Here is a 21,735-nt window from a genome sequence, read left to right on the forward strand (position 1 = left end):
GGATTTTATTATTATATTTTAAGATTTAAGATTTAAGATGTAAGGATTATTTAAGGTTAAATTTATAATAGTTTAAATTTCGGATAATATAATGTATTTATAATCAAACGAAAGGAGAAACAACATGATAAGTTGGGAATTAAAAAAGATTATAAAAAGTAAAAACTCTATAGTAGCTTTGATATTATTTCTTATATTATTTATGCAAATAAGCTTTGTAAAACCCATGTTAGAAACAGAAAATGAATATTTTGATAATGTTAAAAACAAATATATAGTTGACCAAAGAGCAAAGAATGAGATTGCACAAGATAAGTTGAACAATAAAGTACAGGAATTACAGGCTATTGCAGGCAGTGATTCCTCTGAAAATAAAAATGATGATATAAAGTTAGCTACAATGGCTAAAGAAAAGCTTAAGTCAGATAATGGAGCAAACTATATAGATGTATCATTTTATCAAGTATTTGAGTCAAGGGTTACCTTTCCATTTGCAGCGATATTAATTATTGCAATAATAGTTACACTTTCTTCAAATATATATACAGATGAAAAGTTATCAAATGTAGCACCGATAATTATGTCATCAAAGCAGAAGAATAAGGTTTTATATTCTAAGCTTATAACAATGATAATAATCCCATTAGCTGTATATGTATTATATATACTTACAGCATTTTTTATAACTTATATACAGTATGGAGCACCCGTAAATGGACATTTGCAAGGGTATAGAATTTCTATGCTATCCATATTACTTAGAAAGGTGTCAATAGTTCAATTAATTGGAAGTGAAATAGGATTATTGGCGTTAATGTTTATGGTGGTATCAGTATTTTCTGGATTATTCTCTTTTATAACGAATAACTCTATACAGTCTGTATCATCTTCAGTGATTTTTATATCACTAGGAAAAATTATAAGTATAGTAAAGTTATTACCAAATGAAATAAGAGCTATAGCTCAGCAGTGTGATTTTATAGCAATACTGTTTAAACAAAGCTTTATACCTAGTGGATATATAGGAGATATTAATATATTATCAATAAATCTTGATTTATCAATACTATGTACAGTGCTAATAACAATGTTATTGATTTTAGGTATAGGATTTAATGTTTATACATTCAAAAGAATTTTAAATAAATAACTTAAGTTGGAGGAAATCAAATAATGAATAAATTAGAAATTATAAAATTAACAAAAACATATAAGCATAAAAATGCAAATGAAGATATAAATTTAACTCTAGAAAGTGGAGTATATGGATTATTAGGTCCAAATGGAGCTGGTAAATCAACATTTATGAAACAATTAGCTACTATTACTAATCCAAGCAGTGGGAAAATATTGTACAACGGAAAAGATATAAAAACTTTGGACGATAAGTATAGAAGTATGATTGGTTATTTACCACAAGATTTTGATGCATACAAAAACTTTAAGGCAGAAGAGTTTTTAATGTATCTAGCAGCTTTAAAGGGATTAAATAAAAATGAGGCTAAGAAAAGAGTAGAAGAGCTTTTAAAATTAGTAGGTCTTTATGAAGTTAAAAATAAATTAATATCAAAATTCTCAGGAGGTATGAAAAGAAGAGTCGGTATAGCTCAGGCATTACTTAACAATCCTAAAATATTAATATTAGATGAGCCTACGGCAGGATTAGATCCTCAAGAAAGAGCTAGATTTAGAAATTTACTATCTAATATAGGAACTGAGACAATCGTAATACTTTCTACTCATATAATATCTGATATAGAGTCTGTCGCAAAAGAGACCATTATGATTAAAGATGGGAAGTTACTTTTAAAAGGAACTCATAAAGAGATACTAGAAGATATGAAGGGGAAGGTATATACAATAAAAACTAATGACGAGTGTGAAATAGGCGATATACAAAGAAATTATAAGGTTGCTAGTATAAATCGCGGAGTTGAGAATACACAATTAAGAGTAATTAGTGAGGTTCTACCTAAATACGAAAATACAACTCAGACAGAACCTAGATTTGAAGATGTATATATGTTTTATTTTGAATTAGAAGACGCAAGGGAGGTATAGAAATGTTATCAGTTATAAAAGCAGAGATTAAAAAGAATTTTAAATCAGGTGTAATAGTAGTTTGGATACTTGGATTAATGATTTCATATATATCAGTGGGCATATTTAAATTGCCAGAAACATATGCTGATTTATTTTATAAATACTTTGGACTAGCACCTATAATGGGATTAATCATGTTTATGATGTTTTCAGGAAGCTTTATACTTGAGTACACTTCAAACATGGAGGGGCTAATAAAAGCTACCGAAAATGGAAAAAAGCAATTAGTAATAAGTAAATTTATAGCGTCTGGAATATCTGCTAGTATTGTTAACTTATCAATACTATATACAATAGCATTCAAGGCATTCTCAGCATTCAAATTTGAAAATTTGGATATGCCACTAAAAGAACTTTGGTATTTTGGAAACAGTGGATCTAATATAACTGTAATTCAGATGATATTTATTATGACACTTACAATAATGATAGGATCATTTTTCTTGGCAGCAATAGGGTTATTTTTATCCTCTGTAAGTAAAAATGCAATAATACCATTTTTATTAGGTGGAGGGTTTATGGCATATTCTTATTTTTTAGAAGGAAGAGGATTAGCAAAACCTTCAATATTTAATATCCCTATATTTGGTATGTACAGTAGCCTTCTAGTAAGATATAATTTTCCTTTAAGTTCGTGGTTATTATTTATTATTATGAGTATAATTGGGACTGGTATTTTATATGAATTATCTAAAAGAAATTTCTTAAAAGAGATACAATAATTAATGTATATATTAAGGTAATAATCAAAAAAGAAAAGCAATGCTTTTCTTTTTTGATTATTAAAAATACTATAAATTTGGATAATATATTAAAGTAAGCCTTTAGGGTAAAATATTATGAGAACATTATGAATAGGATTTTCAAATAGGAGGAAGTTCAAAATGGAGAGTTTAGTTAAGCAAAGTAAGATATTAGTAGTAGATGATGAGAGAGAAATATTGAACTTAATAAGCACAGTATTAAAGAAAGAGGGTTTTGAAAATATATATACTGCAGATACAGGAAAGGAAGGAATAGAAATTTTTAAAGAGGAGAAACCTAACTTAGCAATATTAGATATAATGTTACCTGATATTGAAGGCTATGATATATGTAAAAAAATAAGACAAACCTCAGATATACCAATACTTTTTTTATCTGCAAAGTCTGAAGAACTAGATAGATTAGTAGGATTATCATTAGGGGCAGATGATTATATTACTAAGCCATTTAGCGTAAAGGAATTGGCGCTTAGAGTTAAAATACAGCTAAGAAGAAATTTTAAACAGTTTAATACAGAAGATGAAAATGATAAAAGTAAATCAATGATTGTAGGTCCATTTGAAGTTAATGAAGAGAGGCTAGAAGTAAAGAAAAATGGAGAGGTACTGTTATTAAAGCCTAAAGAATTAAAGATATTTATATATATGGTAAAGCATAAGAATCAAATAATAAGTAAAGAAAGATTTTGTGATGAAGTATGGGGAGATGATTTTATAGGATATGATAATACAATAATGGTACATATAAGAAGACTAAGAGAAAAGATAGAGGATGATCCATCTAATCCAAAGTATATACTAAATGTTAAAGGGCTTGGATATAAGCTAGTTGTACAATGATTAAATATAAGGGTGAATAAAATATGAAGTGGAAAATAACATTAAGATATGTTCTATCTGTAGCAATAGTTACTGTTATTGTTGTCCAATTAAATTTGTTATTAGCGTTTGGAGTATTTGCAGTTATAAATTTTAATACAGTGGACGGATCAAATAATGCACTAAATTTTTCTGAAAATCTAATAAGAGAATTTAGCGAATATATAATTAATGACAGCGATGATATAAATGATGTTCATATAAGCGATTATGGAAAAAAATTGCTAGAAGATAATAAGTTATGGATACAAATACTAGATAATGATGGAAGAGAGATTTATAGATATAATTTATCTAGCGAAGCAAAAACTAAGTATACACCTATTGAACTGATAAGTGGGTATAAGTATTCAGGAGAAATAACTGAGGACTCCACTGTATTTGCTGCATCTAAGAATATAAATAATTATGAGTATAGTTACTTGATGGGATTTCCTATGAGAAATATCAGTAAGTATGTACTTGCTTATGACATTAAGTCAATATATGAATTTGCAGTAAAGGCAATAGTAGGAATGATAATATTAGATGCGATTGTTGCAATCATTATAGGCTATATTTTTAGTAAATCATTGACTAAGCCAGTTAAAAATATAATTGGTGGAGTAGAAGATTTATCAAGTGGAAACTATGAGAAATACTATAGAGAAGAGGGCATCTATAAGCCTGTTATATCAAAATTAAATCATTTATCAGACGTCTTAAAAGAGAGTGAAGTAGAGAGGCAAAGGATAGAAGAGATGAGAAGTGAATGGATTGCAAATGTTTCTCATGATATAAAAACACCTCTTGCATCAATAAAAGGATATTCTCAGTTGATGAGTGAGGATTACGAAATAACCTTAGATGATATAAAAGAATATTCACAAATAATTGATGATAAAGCAAACTATATAAAAGAATTAGTAGATGATTTAAATTTAACTATGAAATTAAAGAATAAATATTCTAATATAGAAAGAAAAGAAAAAAATATAGTAGCCATAGTCAGGGGATGTATAATAGATATACTTAATGACCCTAAGTATAGCCATATTGATATAGAATTTAATACAGATAATGAAACGATTATTTTAAATATGGATGAACTTCTTATTAAAAGAGTAATAAATAATCTTTTATATAATGCAATAGTTCATAATAATGAAAATGTAAATATAGAAGTTAATATTGTTATAGATGATAAAATACATATATTTATAGAAGATAATGGTAAGGGAATAGCAAAAGAAGAGGTTGGATATATCTTTGAAAGATACTACAGAGGAACTAATACTGGGGAGATCCATAAAGGATCTGGATTAGGTATGGCTATTGCGAGAGATATTATAATAGCTCATGATGGTAATATAAAAATAGAGAGTGAATTAGGTAAAGGAACAAAGATTGAAATTACTTTAGGGTAGAATTATAAAAAAGGGTTTGAATTAATTCATTATATATAATAATATTGTTGTAGAGAAAATTAACATAAAAATTAACGATAAGGTGTGTTTAAATGGAAGACTTAAGAAAAGCAATTGATGAAATAACTCAACAGGATATTATAAAGGTAGTAGTTAGTAACAAAATGAATAAGGATGTTGAATATAATAAAATAACATTTGTACTAAAGGAAAATAGTAAAAAACAATACTATCAAATAGAAAAGTACACAGACAAGCAGGTATTCCATGAAAATATTGATATGGAAATGTTAAGTGAGAAGATGTTTGATTTGGTAGGTACGAGCTATAAGCAAGTTGCTGCATGGTCAACAACAACTACATTTGACCTTAAAATATCTAAGAAGGGTAAAGTATTCTTAGGTAAGAAAAAAGATAATAATGAAAAGCTTGCTAATAAGGGGCATAATAAAGAAAAGAATTATATACTTAAAGAAGGTATGATAATTCAACCTCTTATAGACTTAGGCGTATTTACAAAAGAAGGTAAGGTAGTTAATTCAAAATATGATAAGTATAAGCAAATAAATAGATTTGTAGAAATAATTGATGATGAAATAAGGAAAAATGACTATAAAGATCTTACTATATTAGATTTTGGATGTGGTAAATCGTATTTAACATTTGTACTGTACTACTACTTTGTAGAAATTAAAAAGATAAATGTTAAAATGATAGGATTAGATCTTAAAGCAGATGTTATAAAAAAATGTAATGATATAGCTAAGAGATACAACTATGATAATCTACATTTTGAAATTGGAGATGTGAATGGTTTTAAATATAATAACAATGTAGATATGGTAATTACATTACATGCATGTGATACTGCTACAGACTATGCTCTATACAATGCAATAAAATGGAATAGTAAAATGATTTTCTCTGTTCCATGCTGCCAGCATGAATTTAATCATCAGATGAAAGCACAGTCTCTAGATATACTAACAAAGTATGGAATAGTCCAAGAAAGAGTAGCTGCTCTTATGACGGATGCTGCAAGAGCTAATTTACTTGAAAGTGTAGGATATAAGACTCAACTACTGGAGTTTATAGATATATCTCATTCACCTAAAAATATATTAATTAGAGCATCAAAAGGAAATGTATCTAAAGATAACAAAGAAAAATCTTTAGATGAAGTTAAAAAGCTAATGGGAGAGTTTAACTTTAATCCTACACTATTTAACTTATTAAAAGAAGATGAATTGATTTAGCATCAAGATAAAATATCGATATTAAGCAAAAAAGAATTTTTATCCATATATAGGGATAAAGATTCTTTTTTTATGCAAAAAGTAAAAAAATTGAAACTTTTGTGGAAAAATGATAGTCTAATAAATATACTTTATTTAGGAGGGGTAATAATATGGGGAAAAAAGTTAAAAAAATATCTATCTTGGTACTAAGCATTATTTTAAGTTCAGTACTTATTATAGGATGTTCAAATGGGGATAAAGCTAGTGAAATATTAACTAAATACCAATCTTCATGGATAGCAAAGAATTATGAAGGTATGTATGAATTGTTAAGTAGTGATTCGAAAGAATATATATCTAAAGAAGATTTTGTAAAAAAATATAACAATATATACTCAGCTATAGGCGCAAACAATATAAAGATTAAACTCTTAGAAGAGAATAAAAGCTCAGATGAGATAAACTTCTCTCTATCTATGAATACTATATTAGGTGATATGAAATTTGATGATTTTAAAGTTAATATAGTAAAAGAAGATAAAGATTATAAGATAAAATGGGATGAAAGCTTAATATTCCCTCAAATGATTGAAGGAGATAAGGTAAGAGTACAAAATGAACATGCTAAAAGAGGGAGTATATTTGATAGAAATGATGAATTATTAGCAGGCAATGGAATAGTTAAGCTGATAGGTATACATCCAAGTATTTTTGAAACAAATAAAGACGAAAAAATTAAAAATATAGCTTCTATATTAGATATAAGTGAAGAAGTAATATCAAAAAAGCTTGATGCAAATTCAAATCCAGAACATCTTGTTGAAGTAGTAAGTATATCCTCAGATGAGGCTGATAAAATAAATGAATTAGTTGGCATAAAAGGTGTAAAGGTATTAGATAAAAATTCAAGAATATATGCTAAGGGAGAGGCTACAGGTAACTTAGTTGGATATATTGGAGCAATAACATCAGAAGAACTTGAAAAAGGTGAAGGTAAGGGATATAGCTCATCAAGTCTGATTGGCAAAGGTGGTCTAGAAAAAGTATATGACGATAAATTAAGAGGTAGCGATGGTGGTCATATATACATAGAAAGAGGAGATGAACAGATTACTGTTTCAAAAAAGGAAGCTAAAAATGGTGAAGATATAAAACTTTCTATAGATTTAGGATTACAAACAAAAATATATAGTGAAATGAATAGAGAAAAAGGAGCATCAACGGCAATAGACCCAAAAACTGGAGAGGTATTAGCAATGGTAAGTTCGCCATCTTATGATTCAAACACACTAGTTACATATACAAGTAAGACACAAGCTGATGTATGGAAGCAAAGTGAAAAAGCTGAATTTAATAATAGGGCAAATGATGTTTATTCTCCAGGATCTACTATGAAATTAATAACAGCTGCAATAGGTTTAGAATCAGGGGCAATAAATCCTGACGACGCAATGAATATAGATGGACTAAATTGGCAAAAAAGTAGCTCATGGGGTGACTATAAGATAACTAGGGTAAAAGATAAATCACCTATAAATTTAAAAGATGCAATGAAATATTCAGACAATATATATTTTGCAGATAAGGCAATAAAAGTTGGATCAGAGACATTTGTCAATAAATCGAAAGATTTTGGAATAGGTGAAGATATGAAGTTTGAATATCCTATGGCAAAATCACAAATATCAAATGATGGAAGTCTAGAAAAAGAAATACTACTTGCAGATACAGGATATGGTCAAGGAGAAGTATTGATGAGTCCACTGGATGTAGCTCTTGCATACTCTGCGATTGGAAATGAGGGCAATATAATGCAACCAAGGCTTGTTGTAAGCAAAAATAATGAGCCAAAGGTTTGGAAAAAAGCTATAGATAATAAATATTTACCAGTATTAGTAGATTCGTGTCTGTCAGTTGTAAATGATGAGGATGGAGCAGCTACTGATGCAAAAATAGAAGGAATTAATATTGCGGGAAAAACAGGGACTGCAGAAATAAAAAATAGTAAAGAAGATACAAGTGGAAGCGAAAATGGTTGGTTTGTAGCTTTAAACACTGATGATTCTAAGATCGTAGTATCAATGATTATTGAAGATGTAAAGTCTAAGGGTGGGAGCACATATGTAGTTCCCAAGGTGAAGAATGCTATGCAATACTACCTAACTAGATAGCTATTAATAAAAATGACGAATTCAATTGAGTTCGCCATTTTTAATTATACAAGTAAAAAGCAACAGAAATTATAAATATAAAAGAACAACTAAAGTGAATAATTGAAGCATAAAATAATATAGAGTATAAAGAGGGGGGATTTAGGATGAAAAATATTTTACTCTATGCAGATAATGATACTTTTATTTCGAAGAAGTATCCAAATAAAAACTTTAGTTCGTCGGAACATCTATTAGTTGGAAAGATTTGTTATGGAAACTCTGTAGAGGAAGATCTAATATCATTAATTCAAATTAATATACCATATATACTGAAATGTAAAAAAATAATAAAGGCAGAGCTATTTATATATTTAAACTCAGATAAATTTTATGAAAATGTAGATGGTGTGAAAATTCAAGTGGGGAAAATTAAGAATGGATACAATCCAGATACTGTATCTTGGAATGATAGTATAGCCATAAGGAAATTAGATATATATTCTTTTGTCAATAAAAATGATATATATAGCTATGTATGTATTGATATAAAAGATATCATTAATATGTGGATTGAAGATGAATTTAGTAACCATGGTTTAGCTTTATTATCGGAGTCTTCAGGTGCTATATTACAGTTCTCATCAAGTAGGGAAAATAAGAGGCCTTATATAGAGATAGATTATGAGGATGATTGTTGTTGTGATTGTAGACCAGTTGGAATAACAGGTCCTACTGGACCAACAGGACCGAGAGGTAGTACGGGTCCAGCGGGTCCAAGGGGTGCAACTGGAGAGAGAGGCACTACTGGTTCAACAGGTATGCAAGGTTTAAGAGGGCCATCAGGGCCAGTAGGAGCAAGAGGAGTCACTGGGCCTACAGGTCCGCAAGGAGAAAGAGGAGCTAGAGGGCTAATTGGACCACAAGGTCCAAGGGGAGAAAGGGGTGTGACGGGTTCAACTGGAGAGCGAGGTGCAACTGGGGCCACAGGTCAATCAGGTGTAACGGGACCAACAGGCTTAAGAGGAAGCACAGGACCGACAGGACCAACAGGCTTAAGAGGAAGCACAGGACCAACAGGATCGACAGGTCAACAAGGTTTAAGAGGAGCAACAGGACCACAAGGAGTAACTGGAGAAAGAGGGCAGACAGGAGTAACAGGACCACAAGGAGTAACAGGACCACAAGGAGTAACAGGACCACAAGGAGTAACAGGTCAACAAGGTCTTAGAGGAGCAACAGGTCCAAGAGGTCTAATCGGTCCGCAAGGGCCAAGAGGAGAAAGAGGTGTAACCGGATCAACTGGAGAAACAGGCCCACAAGGTCCGAGAGGATTAGTAGGGCCACAAGGACCAAGAGGAGTAACTGGCTTAACAGGAGCAACAGGTCCACAAGGATTAAGAGGCGTAACTGGAGCAACAGGAGTAACAGGTTCTCAGGGTCTAAGAGGAGCAACCGGAAGCACAGGAGTAACAGGTCCACAAGGTCTAAGAGGAGTAACCGGAAGCACTGGGGTAACAGGTCCACAAGGTATTAGAGGTGAAACCGGAGCAACAGGAAGTACAGGTGCGCAAGGACCGACAGGTTTACAGGGGCCAACTGGTCCGACACAAGTTTCATCGCAGCCGATAGCAAATTTTATAAAAAATGCTCCTTCGCCACAAGTTTTACAAAATGGAACTATAATATCTGATTGGATAGCTTTATTTGGAAATAGTTCTTCTATACAGGTAAACTCTCAAGGAGTATTTACATTACAAGAAGCAGGGGTATATTGCTTTTCTATTACGGTTTCAGTAAGCCCTGGATCATCTAGTATAAATGAGTATTCTTTCGCGATTGTATTTCCGCAATTACTTAGAGGGTTTGATTTAATTGGAATAAGACCAGGTCCTGGAGCAGGAGGAGTATTAACAGGAACTTTTGTAGCTGCTTTCAATGCTGGAACAAATTTTGTAATTCAAAATACTAGTTCAGTGCAGGTAGCAATAGTTAATGGGAATACTTCTGGTACAGCAGCTGGCGTAACTGTATTTAGAATAGCAGATCAAAAAGATGCATAAGAATAAAATTAAATAAATTAAATAACTAATACATTTATAAAACAATATGAGATTATATAGAATGAGTACTGCAAAATTGTTGATTTTCAGTACTCATTTTTATTCGCAATTTAATATTTTACACAAAAAAAGATAGTTTAAAACTATCTTTGTATAAAGTCGAAATCGTTATGGGGGGACGATGTTCGACGAGTTACTAAGACAATATATATCTTCCGTGGATATATATTGTCTTATATATGAAAGAAAAATTTTGAATATTCTAAGATGACTGTATGTCATATCTAAGATGATCTATGATAAAACTAAGATGTAATTATGTCTGTATTAAATGTCGAAATGTCGTGTCTATAATGTCTAGTAACGTGTCAAAACCGAGCTAAAAGGGTTGCGAATTGAATGATTATATTTACTATATTCGCTATTAAAATATTCTTTTGTTGTCTCGAACTTTAATGTCTATAAATATAATACTATTTTTCTACAAAATATACCATATTAAAAATAAAGTTTTATATAAAAAACAATTTATATATTAAAATATTTTATATTTCACTTGATAAGTTACAAATAACCATATTATAAAATGAATTTATCTGATATTATAATAATAAGTCGAAAAAAGTAAATGGATGATCTAGTAAGGGGATATTTATTAATAAAAAATATATGTATAAGATAAGTAAATAATGGAAATATTAAAAGTATAAGAAAATTATTTTATTCAGGGGGTACTTAAATATGGTTACAGTTTTAAGAACAAATGGTATTAATACACTTATAAAAAGAGAAGATAGTATGGTGGTAGGAAGTAATACATATAAAACGGCTAGATATCAGATGAAAATAGAAGGAACAGATTATACGAGAGATTTACATGGAGCTAGAGAAGAAGATATAATAAAAATCTTTGAGAATAGATTCATATAATTAAATATACTATAAAAAGACGATATCATTTAAATTTGATATCGTCTTTTGAATTTCAGATAATTGTAAAAAAAATAAAATTTGTATATAATTATAAAATAAAATAAATTTTAATAAATATAAAACGGGTGATTTAAGAACACATGGAGGTTATTATGTCAAATGTTCAAAATGACTCATCAAAGTCGTTGGGAGAGATAGCATCAGAAAAGATTATTAAATTAATTATAGATAATGATTGGAATGTAGGAGATAAGCTGCCAAATGAATACGAACTTGCCGAACAGCTTAATGTTGGTAGAAGTACTATTAGAGAGGCAATAAAGTCATTGACATCAAGAAATATTTTAGAAATTAGAAGAGGCGCGGGTACATTTATTTCTCAAAAATGTGGTATATCTGATGATCCATTAGGATTGACATTTGTAAAAGATAAGTACAAATTAGCTCTTGATTTATTAGAAATAAGATTTATGATTGAGCCACAGATTGCATCAATCGCAGCACTCAAAGCAACTAAAGAAGATATAGATCATATGACAACATTATGTAATGAGGTAGAAGAACTTATCTTAAAAAATGAGCCACATATGGATAAAGATATAGAGTTTCATAGAGCGATAGCAAGTAGTAGTCAAAATATTGTTACTACTAATCTAGTGCCTATCATCAATAGCTCAATTGCTATATTTATGGATATAACAAATATGCAACTACGACAAGAAACTATAGATACGCATAGAGAAATATTAAATGCTATAATAGATCGTGATGCTAATGCAGCTCATGATGCTATGCTTTTACATTTAGTACATAATCGTAGAAATATAAAACAAGTAATCAGAGACAACAAAATATAAAATGATAAAATACATCTGCTCTATATTATAGTAGATGTATTTTTTATTGGAAAAATCAATCTATCAAACAAAAAACATATGATGAATTTTGATTTTAGTAATTTAGGAAAAAGATTTTTTACTTAAGTTAATAAAAATATTGTCTAAATACATCTGACGTGTTATTATTATCAATATAAATACATCTGATGTATTTAGCGTTAGAATTTTTAATGATTTGAGGAGAAGAGATATGATTAGTCAAGAAATTAGAAAAATTGCACCAGAGATGGATCCTCTTCGTAGAGGAATGGGATGGGAAGTTGAAGACCTATCTAAGCCACAAATTATAATAGAAAGTACTTTTGGAGATAGCCATCCAGGGAGTGCACATCTTTTGAATTTCGCTAATAATGCGGTATCAGGAGTTTCTAATATGGGAGGAAAAGCCGCTAGATATTTTGCAACAGATATATGCGACGGAATGGCTCAAGGTCATGACGGTATAAATTACTCTTTAGTTTCAAGAGATACAATAGCATCATTAATAGAAATTCATGCAAATGCAACACCATTTGATGCAGGAGTATTTATCTCAAGTTGTGATAAGGGAGTGCCATCACATCTGATGGCTATAGGCAGAATCAACATACCTTCTATTGTGGTTACAGGTGGGGTAATGGAGGCTGGACCAAACTTATTAACATTAGAGCAAATAGGTATGTATAGTGCAATGTACCAACGTGGGGAAATAACAAAAGAAGAATTAACGTACTATAAACACAATGCATGTCCATCTTGTGGAGCATGTTCATTTATGGGAACTGCATCTACTATGCAAGTAATGGCAGAAGCACTTGGGCTAATGTTACCAGGAAGTTCACTAATGCCAGCTACATGTGAAGATTTACAAAAAGTTTCTATAGAGGCTGGTAAACAAGCTGTTAAGTTGGCTAAGATGAAATTAAAGCCTAGAGATATGGTAACTATTAAGTCTTTTGAAAACGCTATTATTGTTCATGCAGCAATATCGGGATCTAGTAACTCGTTACTACATATACCTGCGATTGCAAATGAATTTGGATTAGAACTTGATGCAGAAGCATTTGATAGAATACATAGATATGCTCCATATTTACTAAATATACGTCCAGCTGGAAAATGGCCTGCAGAATACTTCTATTATGCTGGTGGGGTGCCTGCAATAATGGAAGAAGTTAAGCACTTACTTCATTTAGATGTTATGACTGTTACGGGAAAAACGCTAGGTGAGAATTTAGAAGATCTAAAAAATAATGGATATTATGAAAGATGTAATACTTACCTTGAAAAAGTAGGACTAACTAGAGAAGATGTGATACGACCACTAAGCAATCCTATTGGAACTAATGGAGCAATAGCAATACTAGAAGGAAATCTTGCACCAGAAGGAGCTGTAGTAAAGCATTCTGCAGTACCAAAAGAAATGCATAAAGCTATACTAAAAGCGAAACCTTTTGATAGTGAAGAAGAAGCTATAGATGCGGTTATTAAAAAGGTAATACGTCCTGGAGATGCAGTTATTATAAGATACGAGGGGCCAAAGGGGAGCGGAATGCCTGAAATGTTCTATACAACAGAGGCTATAGCATCTGATGAAGAATTAAGCTCAACTATAGCTTTAATAACTGATGGAAGGTTCTCAGGTGCATCTAAAGGACCAGCTATAGGTCATGTTTCACCAGAGGCAGCGGTAGGAGGTCCTATTGCGTTAGTTGAAGAAGATGATTTAATAGAAATAGATATAGAAAATAGAATATTAGAAGTTATTGGTGTAAAAGGAGAAAAACTTAACAAAGAGGAAGTATCAAAAATATTTGAAGAACGTAAAAAGAGCTGGACACCAAAAGAAGAGAAGTATAAGTCAGGAATACTAAGTATATTCTCAAAGAATGCAGTATCTCCGATGAAGGGTGGATACATGAAATAAATTAATGGTTAAGAGGGGATAAAACAATGATCGAAACTTTTTCAGCATCACCAGAGAGATTATTAACTGGTGCAGGTATAGGTATAGCACTGCTATTGTTTTTAATTATAAAGGCTAAATTTCAACCGATTATAGCTATTTTAATTTCTGCCATAGTTATTGGTCTAGGAGTTGGAATGCCATATGATATGATTGTATCTACGGTTGAACACGGAGTAGGAAACACTCTTCAAACTATTGCTTTATTAATTGGGCTTGGATCTATGTTTGGAGCAATTTTACAAGTTTCTGGAGGAGTAGAAACTATTGCAAAAACATTACTTGATAAATTTGGAGAAGATAAAGCGGCTTGGGCACTGGGAATAACGGGACTAGTTGTCGGCATGCCGGTATTTTTCGAATCGGGATTATTGATATTAATACCAATATCTTTTGGTCTAGCTAAAAAGACTAAAAAATCTATATTATTCTATGCGATACCACTTATGGCAGGTCTAGCTGTAGGTCATACATTTATACCACCTACACCAGGTCCTGTACTTGTTGCATCTATGTTAAATGTGGAACTAGGATATGTGATAGGAATAGGTATAGTTGTTGGTGCATTTGTAATGGTTATAGCAGGTATTGTGTTTGGTAAATATATAGGAAATAAAATACATGTACCAGTACCTAAGAGTTATGATGTAGAAGATACTCATGTAAATGGGAAGTTACCAGCATTTGGGACAGTTGTGGCAATAATATTATTACCTCTTGGATTAATTTTATTAAATACACTTTCTGGAGCAGTGCCATTTTTAAATCCACTGCAACCATTATTTTCATTCCTAGGAACTCCATTTATTGCTCTGATAATATCAAATTTATTAGCAATGTTTTTATTAGGGAAAAAGCATGGATATAGCAAGGAAGAGTTACAGAAGGTTATGACTGAATCTTTATCTTCTGCTGGAAATATTATTTTGTTAATAGCAGGTGGTGGAGTGCTTAGGTGGATGTTACAAAATTCAGGCCTTGGGGTTGTAGTTGGAGATTTTGTAGCACAAGGGTCATTCCCATTAGTTGTAGTAGCATTTTTAATAGCAGCAGCAGTACGTGTTTGTATTGGTTCAGCTACCGTATCAATGACTATGGCAGCTGGGATAATTGCAGCAATGCCTGAGACAGCAGCTTTATCTCAACTACATCTTGCTGCTATAACAATGGCTATAGCATCTGGTGCAACAATACTAAGTCATGTAAATGATGCTGGATTCTGGTTAGTAAAATCTTTATTTGATATAGATGAGAAGACTACATTTAAATCTTGGACAGTGATGGAAACTATTATAGGGGTTATAGGATTAATAGGAGCAATTATTGTATCGATGTTTGCATAAAAAATATACACTTGGAGGCAATATTATGATAAAGATGAAGGTTTTAAAAGCATTACAAGACTGTGGAGTAGTAGCAGTGGTACGTGGAAATACAAAAGAAGTAGGAGTTAAGATATCAGAAGCTTGTATAAAAGGAAATGTAAGAGCTATAGAAGTTACTTATACTAATAAATTTGCAAACGATATAATACGTGAATTAGCTGGAATATATGATGGTCATGATGATGTAGTAATCGGCGCTGGAACTGTTTTAGATCCTGAAACAGCAAGGCTTGCAATATTAGCAGGAGCCAAGTACATAGTTTCTCCTTCATTTAATGAAGAAACAGCAAGACTTTGTAATAGATACAAAGTTCCATATATACCAGGCGTAATGACTATAAATGAAATAGTAACTGCTCATGAAAATGGAGTTGATGTTGTAAAAGTATTCCCTGGAACTGCATTTGGACCAGGATATATAGGTGCTATAAAAGGTCCACTTCCATATGCTAGTGTCATGGTAACTGGTGGAGTTAATCTTGAAAATATAGATACTTGGACTAATGCTGGAGTTGATTTAGTTGGAATTGGTGGAGAATTAAATAAGCTTGGAGAAGTAGGAAAATTTGAAGAAATAACTTCGATTTGTAATCAATATATAGAAAAATTTAACCAAGCTAGAGGTTACTAATATGAGAGTTGCTGGATTTGGAGAAATAATGCTTAGATTATCTACAGATAAAGGAATTAGGATTTTAAACTCTAATGATTTTAAAGTAAATTATGGTGGAGGAGAGGCAAATGTATTAATATCTTTATCTAAGCTTGGCATGGATACAAGATTTATAACTATGGTATCTAACGATGATATTGGTGATGCTATTATTGGATACTTGAATAGTAAGAGAGTAGATACTACATTTATTTCGAGAAGTAATAAAAGAACGGGAATTTATTTTTTAGAAGTAGGTAGTGGAAACAGACCTTCAAAGGTTATTTATGATCGTGCTGATTCAGCTTTTAGCAATATGAAGGTTGAAGATTTAGATATAGAGTTAGCCTTAGATGGTGTTGATGTATTCCATTTTTCAGGGATAACATTAGCGCTTTCTGAAGAGATTAGAACACTGACTATGAAAATCCTAAAGCATTGTAAGAAAAATAATATTATGGTTAGTTATGACTCTAATTACAGAGCAAAATTATGGTCATTAGAAGAAGCTAGCAAAGCAACTCTTGAAATACTACCGTATATTGATATTCTATCAGCGGGAATATTAGATGCAGAAAATATTCTTAATATGAGCTGTAAATATAAAGACAAATATGATAAGTTAAATTACTATTATAGTGAAATAATTAATACTTATCCGAATATAAAGCATATATTTTCTTCTATAAGAGAAAATATATCTGTATCAGTAAATACTTTACAGTGTAATTACTATAGCAAAAATAGATTATACCCATCTAAGATATACACGATAGATGATATTGTAGATAGGGTAGGAGGCGGAGATGCATTAACAGCAGGCATATTATATGGAATATTAAAAGAAAAAGCTCCTGAGTATATTGCTGAATTTGCAACATCTGCTTCAGTTTTAAAGCATAGTATACAAGGTGATGCGAATTTAGTTTCGGTAGATGAAGTAGAAAGTTTAATGAATAATGGTGTTGGAAAGATATCAAGATAATTAATCGGTGTAAGCTATAGAATTTATACAAAATTCTGCTTACACCTTTTTATGTATTATTGGCTTTGCTTTTAATAATGTATTGATATGTTTATATATAGTGAACGAATTTTATAAAAAGAGTATAATTGATAATGAGAAAATATTAATTGGGGGTAATGGAGATGAGTAATATAAAAAATATATTAGTTTTAATTCCTATGGATGAACTTCATAAATTTAGATTAGAGAGAGAAGATAACACGGTAAATTTCATATATAAAGAACCAAGTACTGTAACTTTAAAAGATATTGAAATAGCAGATATTATAATTGGAAATCCTCCTATAGATATGTTGAAATATGCAAAAAATCTTAAGTGGTTACAATTAAATAGTGCAGGGGCAAATGAATTTACAAAAGAAGGTGTTTTACCAGATGGAGTATTATTGACTAATGCTACTGGAGCTTATGGACTTGCTATAGCAGAGCATATGATTGGTATGCTTTTAGGCATATTAAAGAAGTTACATATTTATAGAGATAATCAGAGGCAAAATCTTTGGAAAGATGAAGGTAGAGTAAAATCTATATATAACTCTACAGTATTAATTGTAGGTCTTGGAGATATTGGAAGTGAGTTTGCTAAGATAATTAAAGCAATGGGAGGGCATACTATCGGAGTAAAACGTAGGCAAGCTTCGAAGCCAGAATTTGTTGATGAGTTATATCTAATTGATAAATTAGATGAACTTCTACCTAAGGCAGATGTAGTTGCATTATGCTTACCTTCTACTAAAGAAACTGATAAATTATTTGATAAAGAGAAATTGTCAATAATGAAGCAAGGAAGCGTGCTTATAAATGTAGGAAGAGGTACATCTGTTGATACTAATGCGCTTTGCGATTCATTAGAAAATAATCACTTGTTGGGAGCATGACTTGATGTAGTTGATCCAGAACCATTACCAAAGGAACATAAAATTTGGAATATGGATAATGTGATTATTACTCCACATGTTTCGGGAGGATATCATTTGGAGGAAACTTATGAGAGAATATTTAATATAAGTATAGGTAATTTAAATAGATTTATGAATGGAGAAAAATTAAATAATATTGTAGATTTTACTACAGGTTATAAAAAGGGATAAATTTATATTGAACTTAATTTACTTGTATGAAATAATATATATTAATTGAAGAAGAGAGGAAGTATGATTTATGAAAAATACTAAATACAATGAGCTGGGAGTAGAACTTCTTAATAAATAAGGAGTTTGCTATAAATGAAACTCCTTATTTATTAAGTTGTTAATCGAGAAACTAATAACTTAAAATATAGGAGAATATAAAATATGAATAATACAACATTTGAAAAACTACAACTACAAGAGCTAAAGGAGCTAGTAAAGGTTCACTGTGTGAGCTCACTTGGAAAAGAACTTATAGATAAGTTAAATCCAAGTGGAAATATAAATGTAGTTAAAAGAAGATTAAAAGAAAATAAAGAAGCTAGATTAATACTAGAAAATAGCAATCATATACCATTAGAAGGTTTATTTAATATTGCATCAGTAATAGATAAAGTTGAAAAAGGTATGATACTAGACCCAACTGAATTCATTAGAATTGAAGATTTTCTAAGAGGATGTAGAAAGATAAAAACTTTTATGCTAGATAAAGAGTTTTATTCACCAACACTAAGCTCTTATGCTTTAAATATAACAGAATGTAAAAGTATTGAAGAAGAAATAAATTACTCTATAAAAGGAAATAAAGTTGATTCTAATGCATCAAAAGAGCTTAAGAAAATAAGAAGAAATATAGATGTAACGGAAGCTAAGGTAAAGGAAAGATTAAATAAGTTTTTAACTTCTAGTAGCAATAAAAAATATATTCAAGAATTTATTATAAGTAAAAGAAATGATAGGTATGTAGTACCTATAAAATCATCTTATAAAAATGAAGTAGATGGAGTTGTGCTAGACACATCATCTAAAGGAACTACAGTCTTTATAGAACCAAATAGTGTAGCTAAATTTAGTACAGAACTGGTATCTCTTAAAGCAGAAGAATCCATAGAAGAATATAAAATATTATCTTATTTAACAGAACTTATTTTTGAAAAAATATCAGAGATAAAATTAAATACAGAAATAATATCGGAATATGATATGGTATTTGCAAAGGCTAAATATAGCCAAAATAATAGAGCAATAACACCAAAGATAAATGATATAGGATATATAAATATAGTAAATGGTAAGCATCCTTTATTAAAAGGTAATATTGTTCCTCTTAATTTTGAAATAGGGAAAAATTATAGAAGTTTAATAATTACAGGACCAAATGCTGGAGGAAAAACTGTATCATTAAAGACTGTAGGTATACTTACTCTTATGACGAGTTGCGGATTTGATATCTGTGCTCAAGAAGGTAGTGAAATAAGTATATTTGAAAATGTATTTGTTGATATAGGAGACAATCAAAGTATAGAAAATGCGCTAAGTACTTTTTCTTCTCATATAAAAAATATTGCAGATATAATGAATGCATCAAATAAATCTACATTAGTTTTATTTGATGAAATTGGTAGTGGAACAGAACCTAATGAAGGGGCCGGGCTTGCTATATCAATCCTTGAAGAATTTTATCAAATGGGATGTATTACTATTGCATCTACTCATTATGGAGAAATAAAGAAATTTGCACAACTTCATCCTGAGTTTGAAAATGCAGGAATGATGTTTGACAAAGACACTTTAGAACCTTTATACAAGTTAACTATAGGTACTTCAGAGGATAGTAATGCATTATTTATATCAAAGAAAATGGGAATAAAATATAAAATACTAAATAGGGCTAAGGAATATATAGGAGATAAGAATTATAATTTAGATTTAGTTAAAAGAAGTAAAATAAGCTCATCTAAAGAAATAGAAAATGAATATATAGCAAAAGAAATACCTATATATGATATTGGAGACAAGGTTAAACTATTAGACAAAGAAGACTTTGGAATAGTATATAAGCCTGTAAATAAATTTAATAATATTGAAGTTTTATATAAAGATGAATTTATAGAAGTTAATATAAAGAGGATAGAGTTAAGCTTAAAAGCGAATCAGTTATATCCTGAGGAATATGACCTAAGTAGTTTATTTACTAGCTATGAAGATAGAAAGTTAGAAAAGGATATACAAAGAGGATCTAAAAAGGCATTGAAAAAAATTCAAAAAGAAATAAAACAGAATAGATAAAAATTATACCTTGAAGTATTGAACAATAAGTTTATGCTTTGAGGTATTTTTATGAATAAAATAACTATTTAAGCTAATATTGTAGTATTTATTATATACGATATAATTTTAGTATAGAGATTTTATAAGCCATATAAATTTGGAGGGGCAAATGGGGTTGAGTATAAAAAATTATAGCTTGCTATGCAAACAAGGAACAGCAAAATATAATGAAGATATTGTTGGAATAACACCATTTGGAGCGTGGGTACTGGATGGCGCTACAGGTCTAAATAATAAAAACAATATATCTAGGGAAAGCGATGCCAAGTGGTATGTGCAGTGGTGGAATAAATATTTATATAACAATATTAGTAGAAATGAATCTTTAAGAAAAATAATATTAGATGGAATCGTAGCTATAAAGAAAGAGTATTATTCAAAAACAGAGGGTATAAGTGTAGAAAAAATTGATACTCCTTCTAGTTCTATAGCTATTATAAAATATTATGAAGATAAAATAGAGTACTTTATATTAGGGGATTGTACTCTATATCTAAAAGATAAAAAGACTAATATTATAAAGGATGATTCTGTTAGTAAGCTTGATGATATAGTTTACAAAAAAATGAATAGCTTAGACAATCTAAAAGAATTAAGTTTTGAAGAAATAAAATCTAGTGTTATGGATGTGATAATTAACAATAGGCTAAAGAAAAATAGTTATGGGGGTTACTGGATTTTAGAGTTTGATCAAGAAGCTGTGAATAATTCTCTACATGGGTACTTGAGTGTAGAGAGTGATATTCAGATAATGATGGCTAGCGATGGATTCTCTTGTGCCTGTGATAAATACAAGATTTTTAGGGAGGATGAGTTAATTGATATAGCTGAAAAATCTGGAATAGAACATATTTATAATAGTATTAAAAAAATTGAGTTAGAAGATTTTAATACTATTAAATTTCCAAGATTTAAGGTTAGCGATGATTCATCATGTATATATTTAGATATTTATAAAATTGAATAGTTGAGGGAGAAAAGCATTGAAGATACTTCATATAATAGGGCAGAAACCAAATAGCACAGGTAGCGGTGTGTATATGTGTGGA

At 30.3% G+C, this 21,735-nt stretch carries 16 protein-coding genes and 1 pseudogene; all 17 read left to right on the forward strand.

Annotated features, from left to right (window positions below):
• The first annotated feature begins 124 nt into the window (after nucleotides 1-124).
• The 17 genes and pseudogenes from CHL78_RS13325 to CHL78_RS13405 all read left to right on the forward strand — a co-directional run bounded on the left by CHL78_RS13325 (nucleotide 125) and on the right by CHL78_RS13405 (nucleotide 21,653).
• The gene (locus CHL78_RS13325; RefSeq protein WP_094367374.1) at nucleotides 125-1,150 is read left to right on the forward strand and encodes a hypothetical protein; all 1,026 of its coding nucleotides are present in this window, start codon (nucleotides 125-127) and stop codon (nucleotides 1,148-1,150) included.
• Nucleotides 1,151-1,173: 23 nt separating this feature from the next.
• Entirely contained in the window at nucleotides 1,174-2,061 is an 888-nt protein-coding gene (locus CHL78_RS13330; RefSeq protein WP_094367373.1) for an ABC transporter ATP-binding protein, read from the forward strand.
• Nucleotides 2,062-2,063: 2 nt separating this feature from the next.
• Nucleotides 2,064-2,825 (forward strand): hypothetical protein, encoded by a 762-nt coding sequence (locus tag CHL78_RS13335; protein ID WP_094367372.1) that lies wholly within the window; start codon nucleotides 2,064-2,066, stop codon nucleotides 2,823-2,825.
• A gap of 162 nt (nucleotides 2,826-2,987) precedes the next feature.
• On the forward strand, nucleotides 2,988-3,707 hold the full coding sequence (locus CHL78_RS13340; RefSeq protein WP_094367371.1) for a response regulator transcription factor: 720 nt from the start codon (nucleotides 2,988-2,990) through the stop codon (nucleotides 3,705-3,707).
• Nucleotides 3,708-3,730: 23 nt separating this feature from the next.
• Complete coding sequence (locus CHL78_RS13345) at nucleotides 3,731-5,152, forward strand: HAMP domain-containing sensor histidine kinase (protein WP_094367370.1); 1,422 nt, start codon at nucleotides 3,731-3,733, stop codon at nucleotides 5,150-5,152.
• Nucleotides 5,153-5,244: 92 nt separating this feature from the next.
• Nucleotides 5,245-6,408, forward strand: a complete 1,164-nt coding sequence (locus CHL78_RS13350; protein WP_094367369.1) for a class I SAM-dependent methyltransferase — start codon at nucleotides 5,245-5,247, stop codon at nucleotides 6,406-6,408.
• 152 nt (nucleotides 6,409-6,560) lie between these two features.
• A complete protein-coding gene (locus CHL78_RS13355) occupies nucleotides 6,561-8,561 on the forward strand; it encodes a penicillin-binding transpeptidase domain-containing protein (RefSeq protein ID WP_094367368.1) in 2,001 nt (666 codons plus the stop codon).
• A gap of 146 nt (nucleotides 8,562-8,707) precedes the next feature.
• Nucleotides 8,708-10,603, forward strand: a complete 1,896-nt coding sequence (locus CHL78_RS13360) for a DNRLRE domain-containing protein (protein WP_116041507.1) — start codon at nucleotides 8,708-8,710, stop codon at nucleotides 10,601-10,603.
• A 741-nt stretch (nucleotides 10,604-11,344) separates the two neighbouring features.
• A complete protein-coding gene (locus CHL78_RS13365; protein ID WP_094367366.1) occupies nucleotides 11,345-11,533 on the forward strand; it encodes a hypothetical protein in 189 nt (62 codons plus the stop codon).
• A gap of 155 nt (nucleotides 11,534-11,688) precedes the next feature.
• Nucleotides 11,689-12,393, forward strand: coding sequence for a FadR/GntR family transcriptional regulator (locus tag CHL78_RS13370; protein WP_094367365.1), 705 nt, complete (start codon nucleotides 11,689-11,691; stop codon nucleotides 12,391-12,393).
• A gap of 232 nt (nucleotides 12,394-12,625) precedes the next feature.
• The gene (gene ilvD, locus CHL78_RS13375; RefSeq protein ID WP_094367364.1) at nucleotides 12,626-14,341 is read left to right on the forward strand and encodes a dihydroxy-acid dehydratase; all 1,716 of its coding nucleotides are present in this window, start codon (nucleotides 12,626-12,628) and stop codon (nucleotides 14,339-14,341) included.
• A gap of 26 nt (nucleotides 14,342-14,367) precedes the next feature.
• A complete protein-coding gene (locus tag CHL78_RS13380; RefSeq protein WP_094367363.1) occupies nucleotides 14,368-15,723 on the forward strand; it encodes a GntP family permease in 1,356 nt (451 codons plus the stop codon).
• Between the two features lie 25 nt (nucleotides 15,724-15,748).
• Nucleotides 15,749-16,396, forward strand: coding sequence for a bifunctional 2-keto-4-hydroxyglutarate aldolase/2-keto-3-deoxy-6-phosphogluconate aldolase (locus tag CHL78_RS13385; protein WP_094367362.1), 648 nt, complete (start codon nucleotides 15,749-15,751; stop codon nucleotides 16,394-16,396).
• 1 nt (nucleotide 16,397) lies between these two features.
• A complete protein-coding gene (locus CHL78_RS13390; protein WP_094367361.1) occupies nucleotides 16,398-17,402 on the forward strand; it encodes a sugar kinase in 1,005 nt (334 codons plus the stop codon).
• 332 nt (nucleotides 17,403-17,734) lie between these two features.
• Nucleotides 17,735-18,535: pseudogene (locus tag CHL78_RS21175) on the forward strand (D-2-hydroxyacid dehydrogenase).
• Between the two features lie 204 nt (nucleotides 18,536-18,739).
• Complete coding sequence (locus CHL78_RS13400) at nucleotides 18,740-20,644, forward strand: endonuclease MutS2 (protein ID WP_094367360.1); 1,905 nt, start codon at nucleotides 18,740-18,742, stop codon at nucleotides 20,642-20,644.
• Between the two features lie 151 nt (nucleotides 20,645-20,795).
• Complete coding sequence (locus CHL78_RS13405; protein ID WP_094367359.1) at nucleotides 20,796-21,653, forward strand: hypothetical protein; 858 nt, start codon at nucleotides 20,796-20,798, stop codon at nucleotides 21,651-21,653.
• Nucleotides 21,654-21,735 lie beyond the last annotated feature (82 nt).

Origin of the sequence: Romboutsia weinsteinii (genome assembly GCF_002250835.2) — a bacterium.
GTDB lineage: Bacteria > Bacillota > Clostridia > Peptostreptococcales > Peptostreptococcaceae > Romboutsia_A > Romboutsia_A weinsteinii.

Coding starts and splice junctions, on each gene's coding strand:
- CHL78_RS13360 (WP_116041507.1), top strand. CDS start 8,708: ATGAAAAATATTTTACTCTATGCAGATAATGATACTTTTATTTCGAAG.
- CHL78_RS13325 (WP_094367374.1), top strand. CDS start 125: ATGATAAGTTGGGAATTAAAAAAGATTATAAAAAGTAAAAACTCTATA.
- CHL78_RS13390 (WP_094367361.1), top strand. CDS start 16,398: ATGAGAGTTGCTGGATTTGGAGAAATAATGCTTAGATTATCTACAGAT.
- CHL78_RS13350 (WP_094367369.1), top strand. CDS start 5,245: ATGGAAGACTTAAGAAAAGCAATTGATGAAATAACTCAACAGGATATT.
- CHL78_RS13335 (WP_094367372.1), top strand. CDS start 2,064: ATGTTATCAGTTATAAAAGCAGAGATTAAAAAGAATTTTAAATCAGGT.
- CHL78_RS13370 (WP_094367365.1), top strand. CDS start 11,689: ATGTCAAATGTTCAAAATGACTCATCAAAGTCGTTGGGAGAGATAGCA.
- CHL78_RS13340 (WP_094367371.1), top strand. CDS start 2,988: ATGGAGAGTTTAGTTAAGCAAAGTAAGATATTAGTAGTAGATGATGAG.
- CHL78_RS13345 (WP_094367370.1), top strand. CDS start 3,731: ATGAAGTGGAAAATAACATTAAGATATGTTCTATCTGTAGCAATAGTT.
- CHL78_RS13380 (WP_094367363.1), top strand. CDS start 14,368: ATGATCGAAACTTTTTCAGCATCACCAGAGAGATTATTAACTGGTGCA.
- CHL78_RS13355 (WP_094367368.1), top strand. CDS start 6,561: ATGGGGAAAAAAGTTAAAAAAATATCTATCTTGGTACTAAGCATTATT.
- CHL78_RS13385 (WP_094367362.1), top strand. CDS start 15,749: ATGATAAAGATGAAGGTTTTAAAAGCATTACAAGACTGTGGAGTAGTA.
- ilvD (WP_094367364.1), top strand. CDS start 12,626: ATGATTAGTCAAGAAATTAGAAAAATTGCACCAGAGATGGATCCTCTT.
- CHL78_RS13405 (WP_094367359.1), top strand. CDS start 20,796: ATGGGGTTGAGTATAAAAAATTATAGCTTGCTATGCAAACAAGGAACA.
- CHL78_RS13330 (WP_094367373.1), top strand. CDS start 1,174: ATGAATAAATTAGAAATTATAAAATTAACAAAAACATATAAGCATAAA.
- CHL78_RS13400 (WP_094367360.1), top strand. CDS start 18,740: ATGAATAATACAACATTTGAAAAACTACAACTACAAGAGCTAAAGGAG.
- CHL78_RS13365 (WP_094367366.1), top strand. CDS start 11,345: ATGGTTACAGTTTTAAGAACAAATGGTATTAATACACTTATAAAAAGA.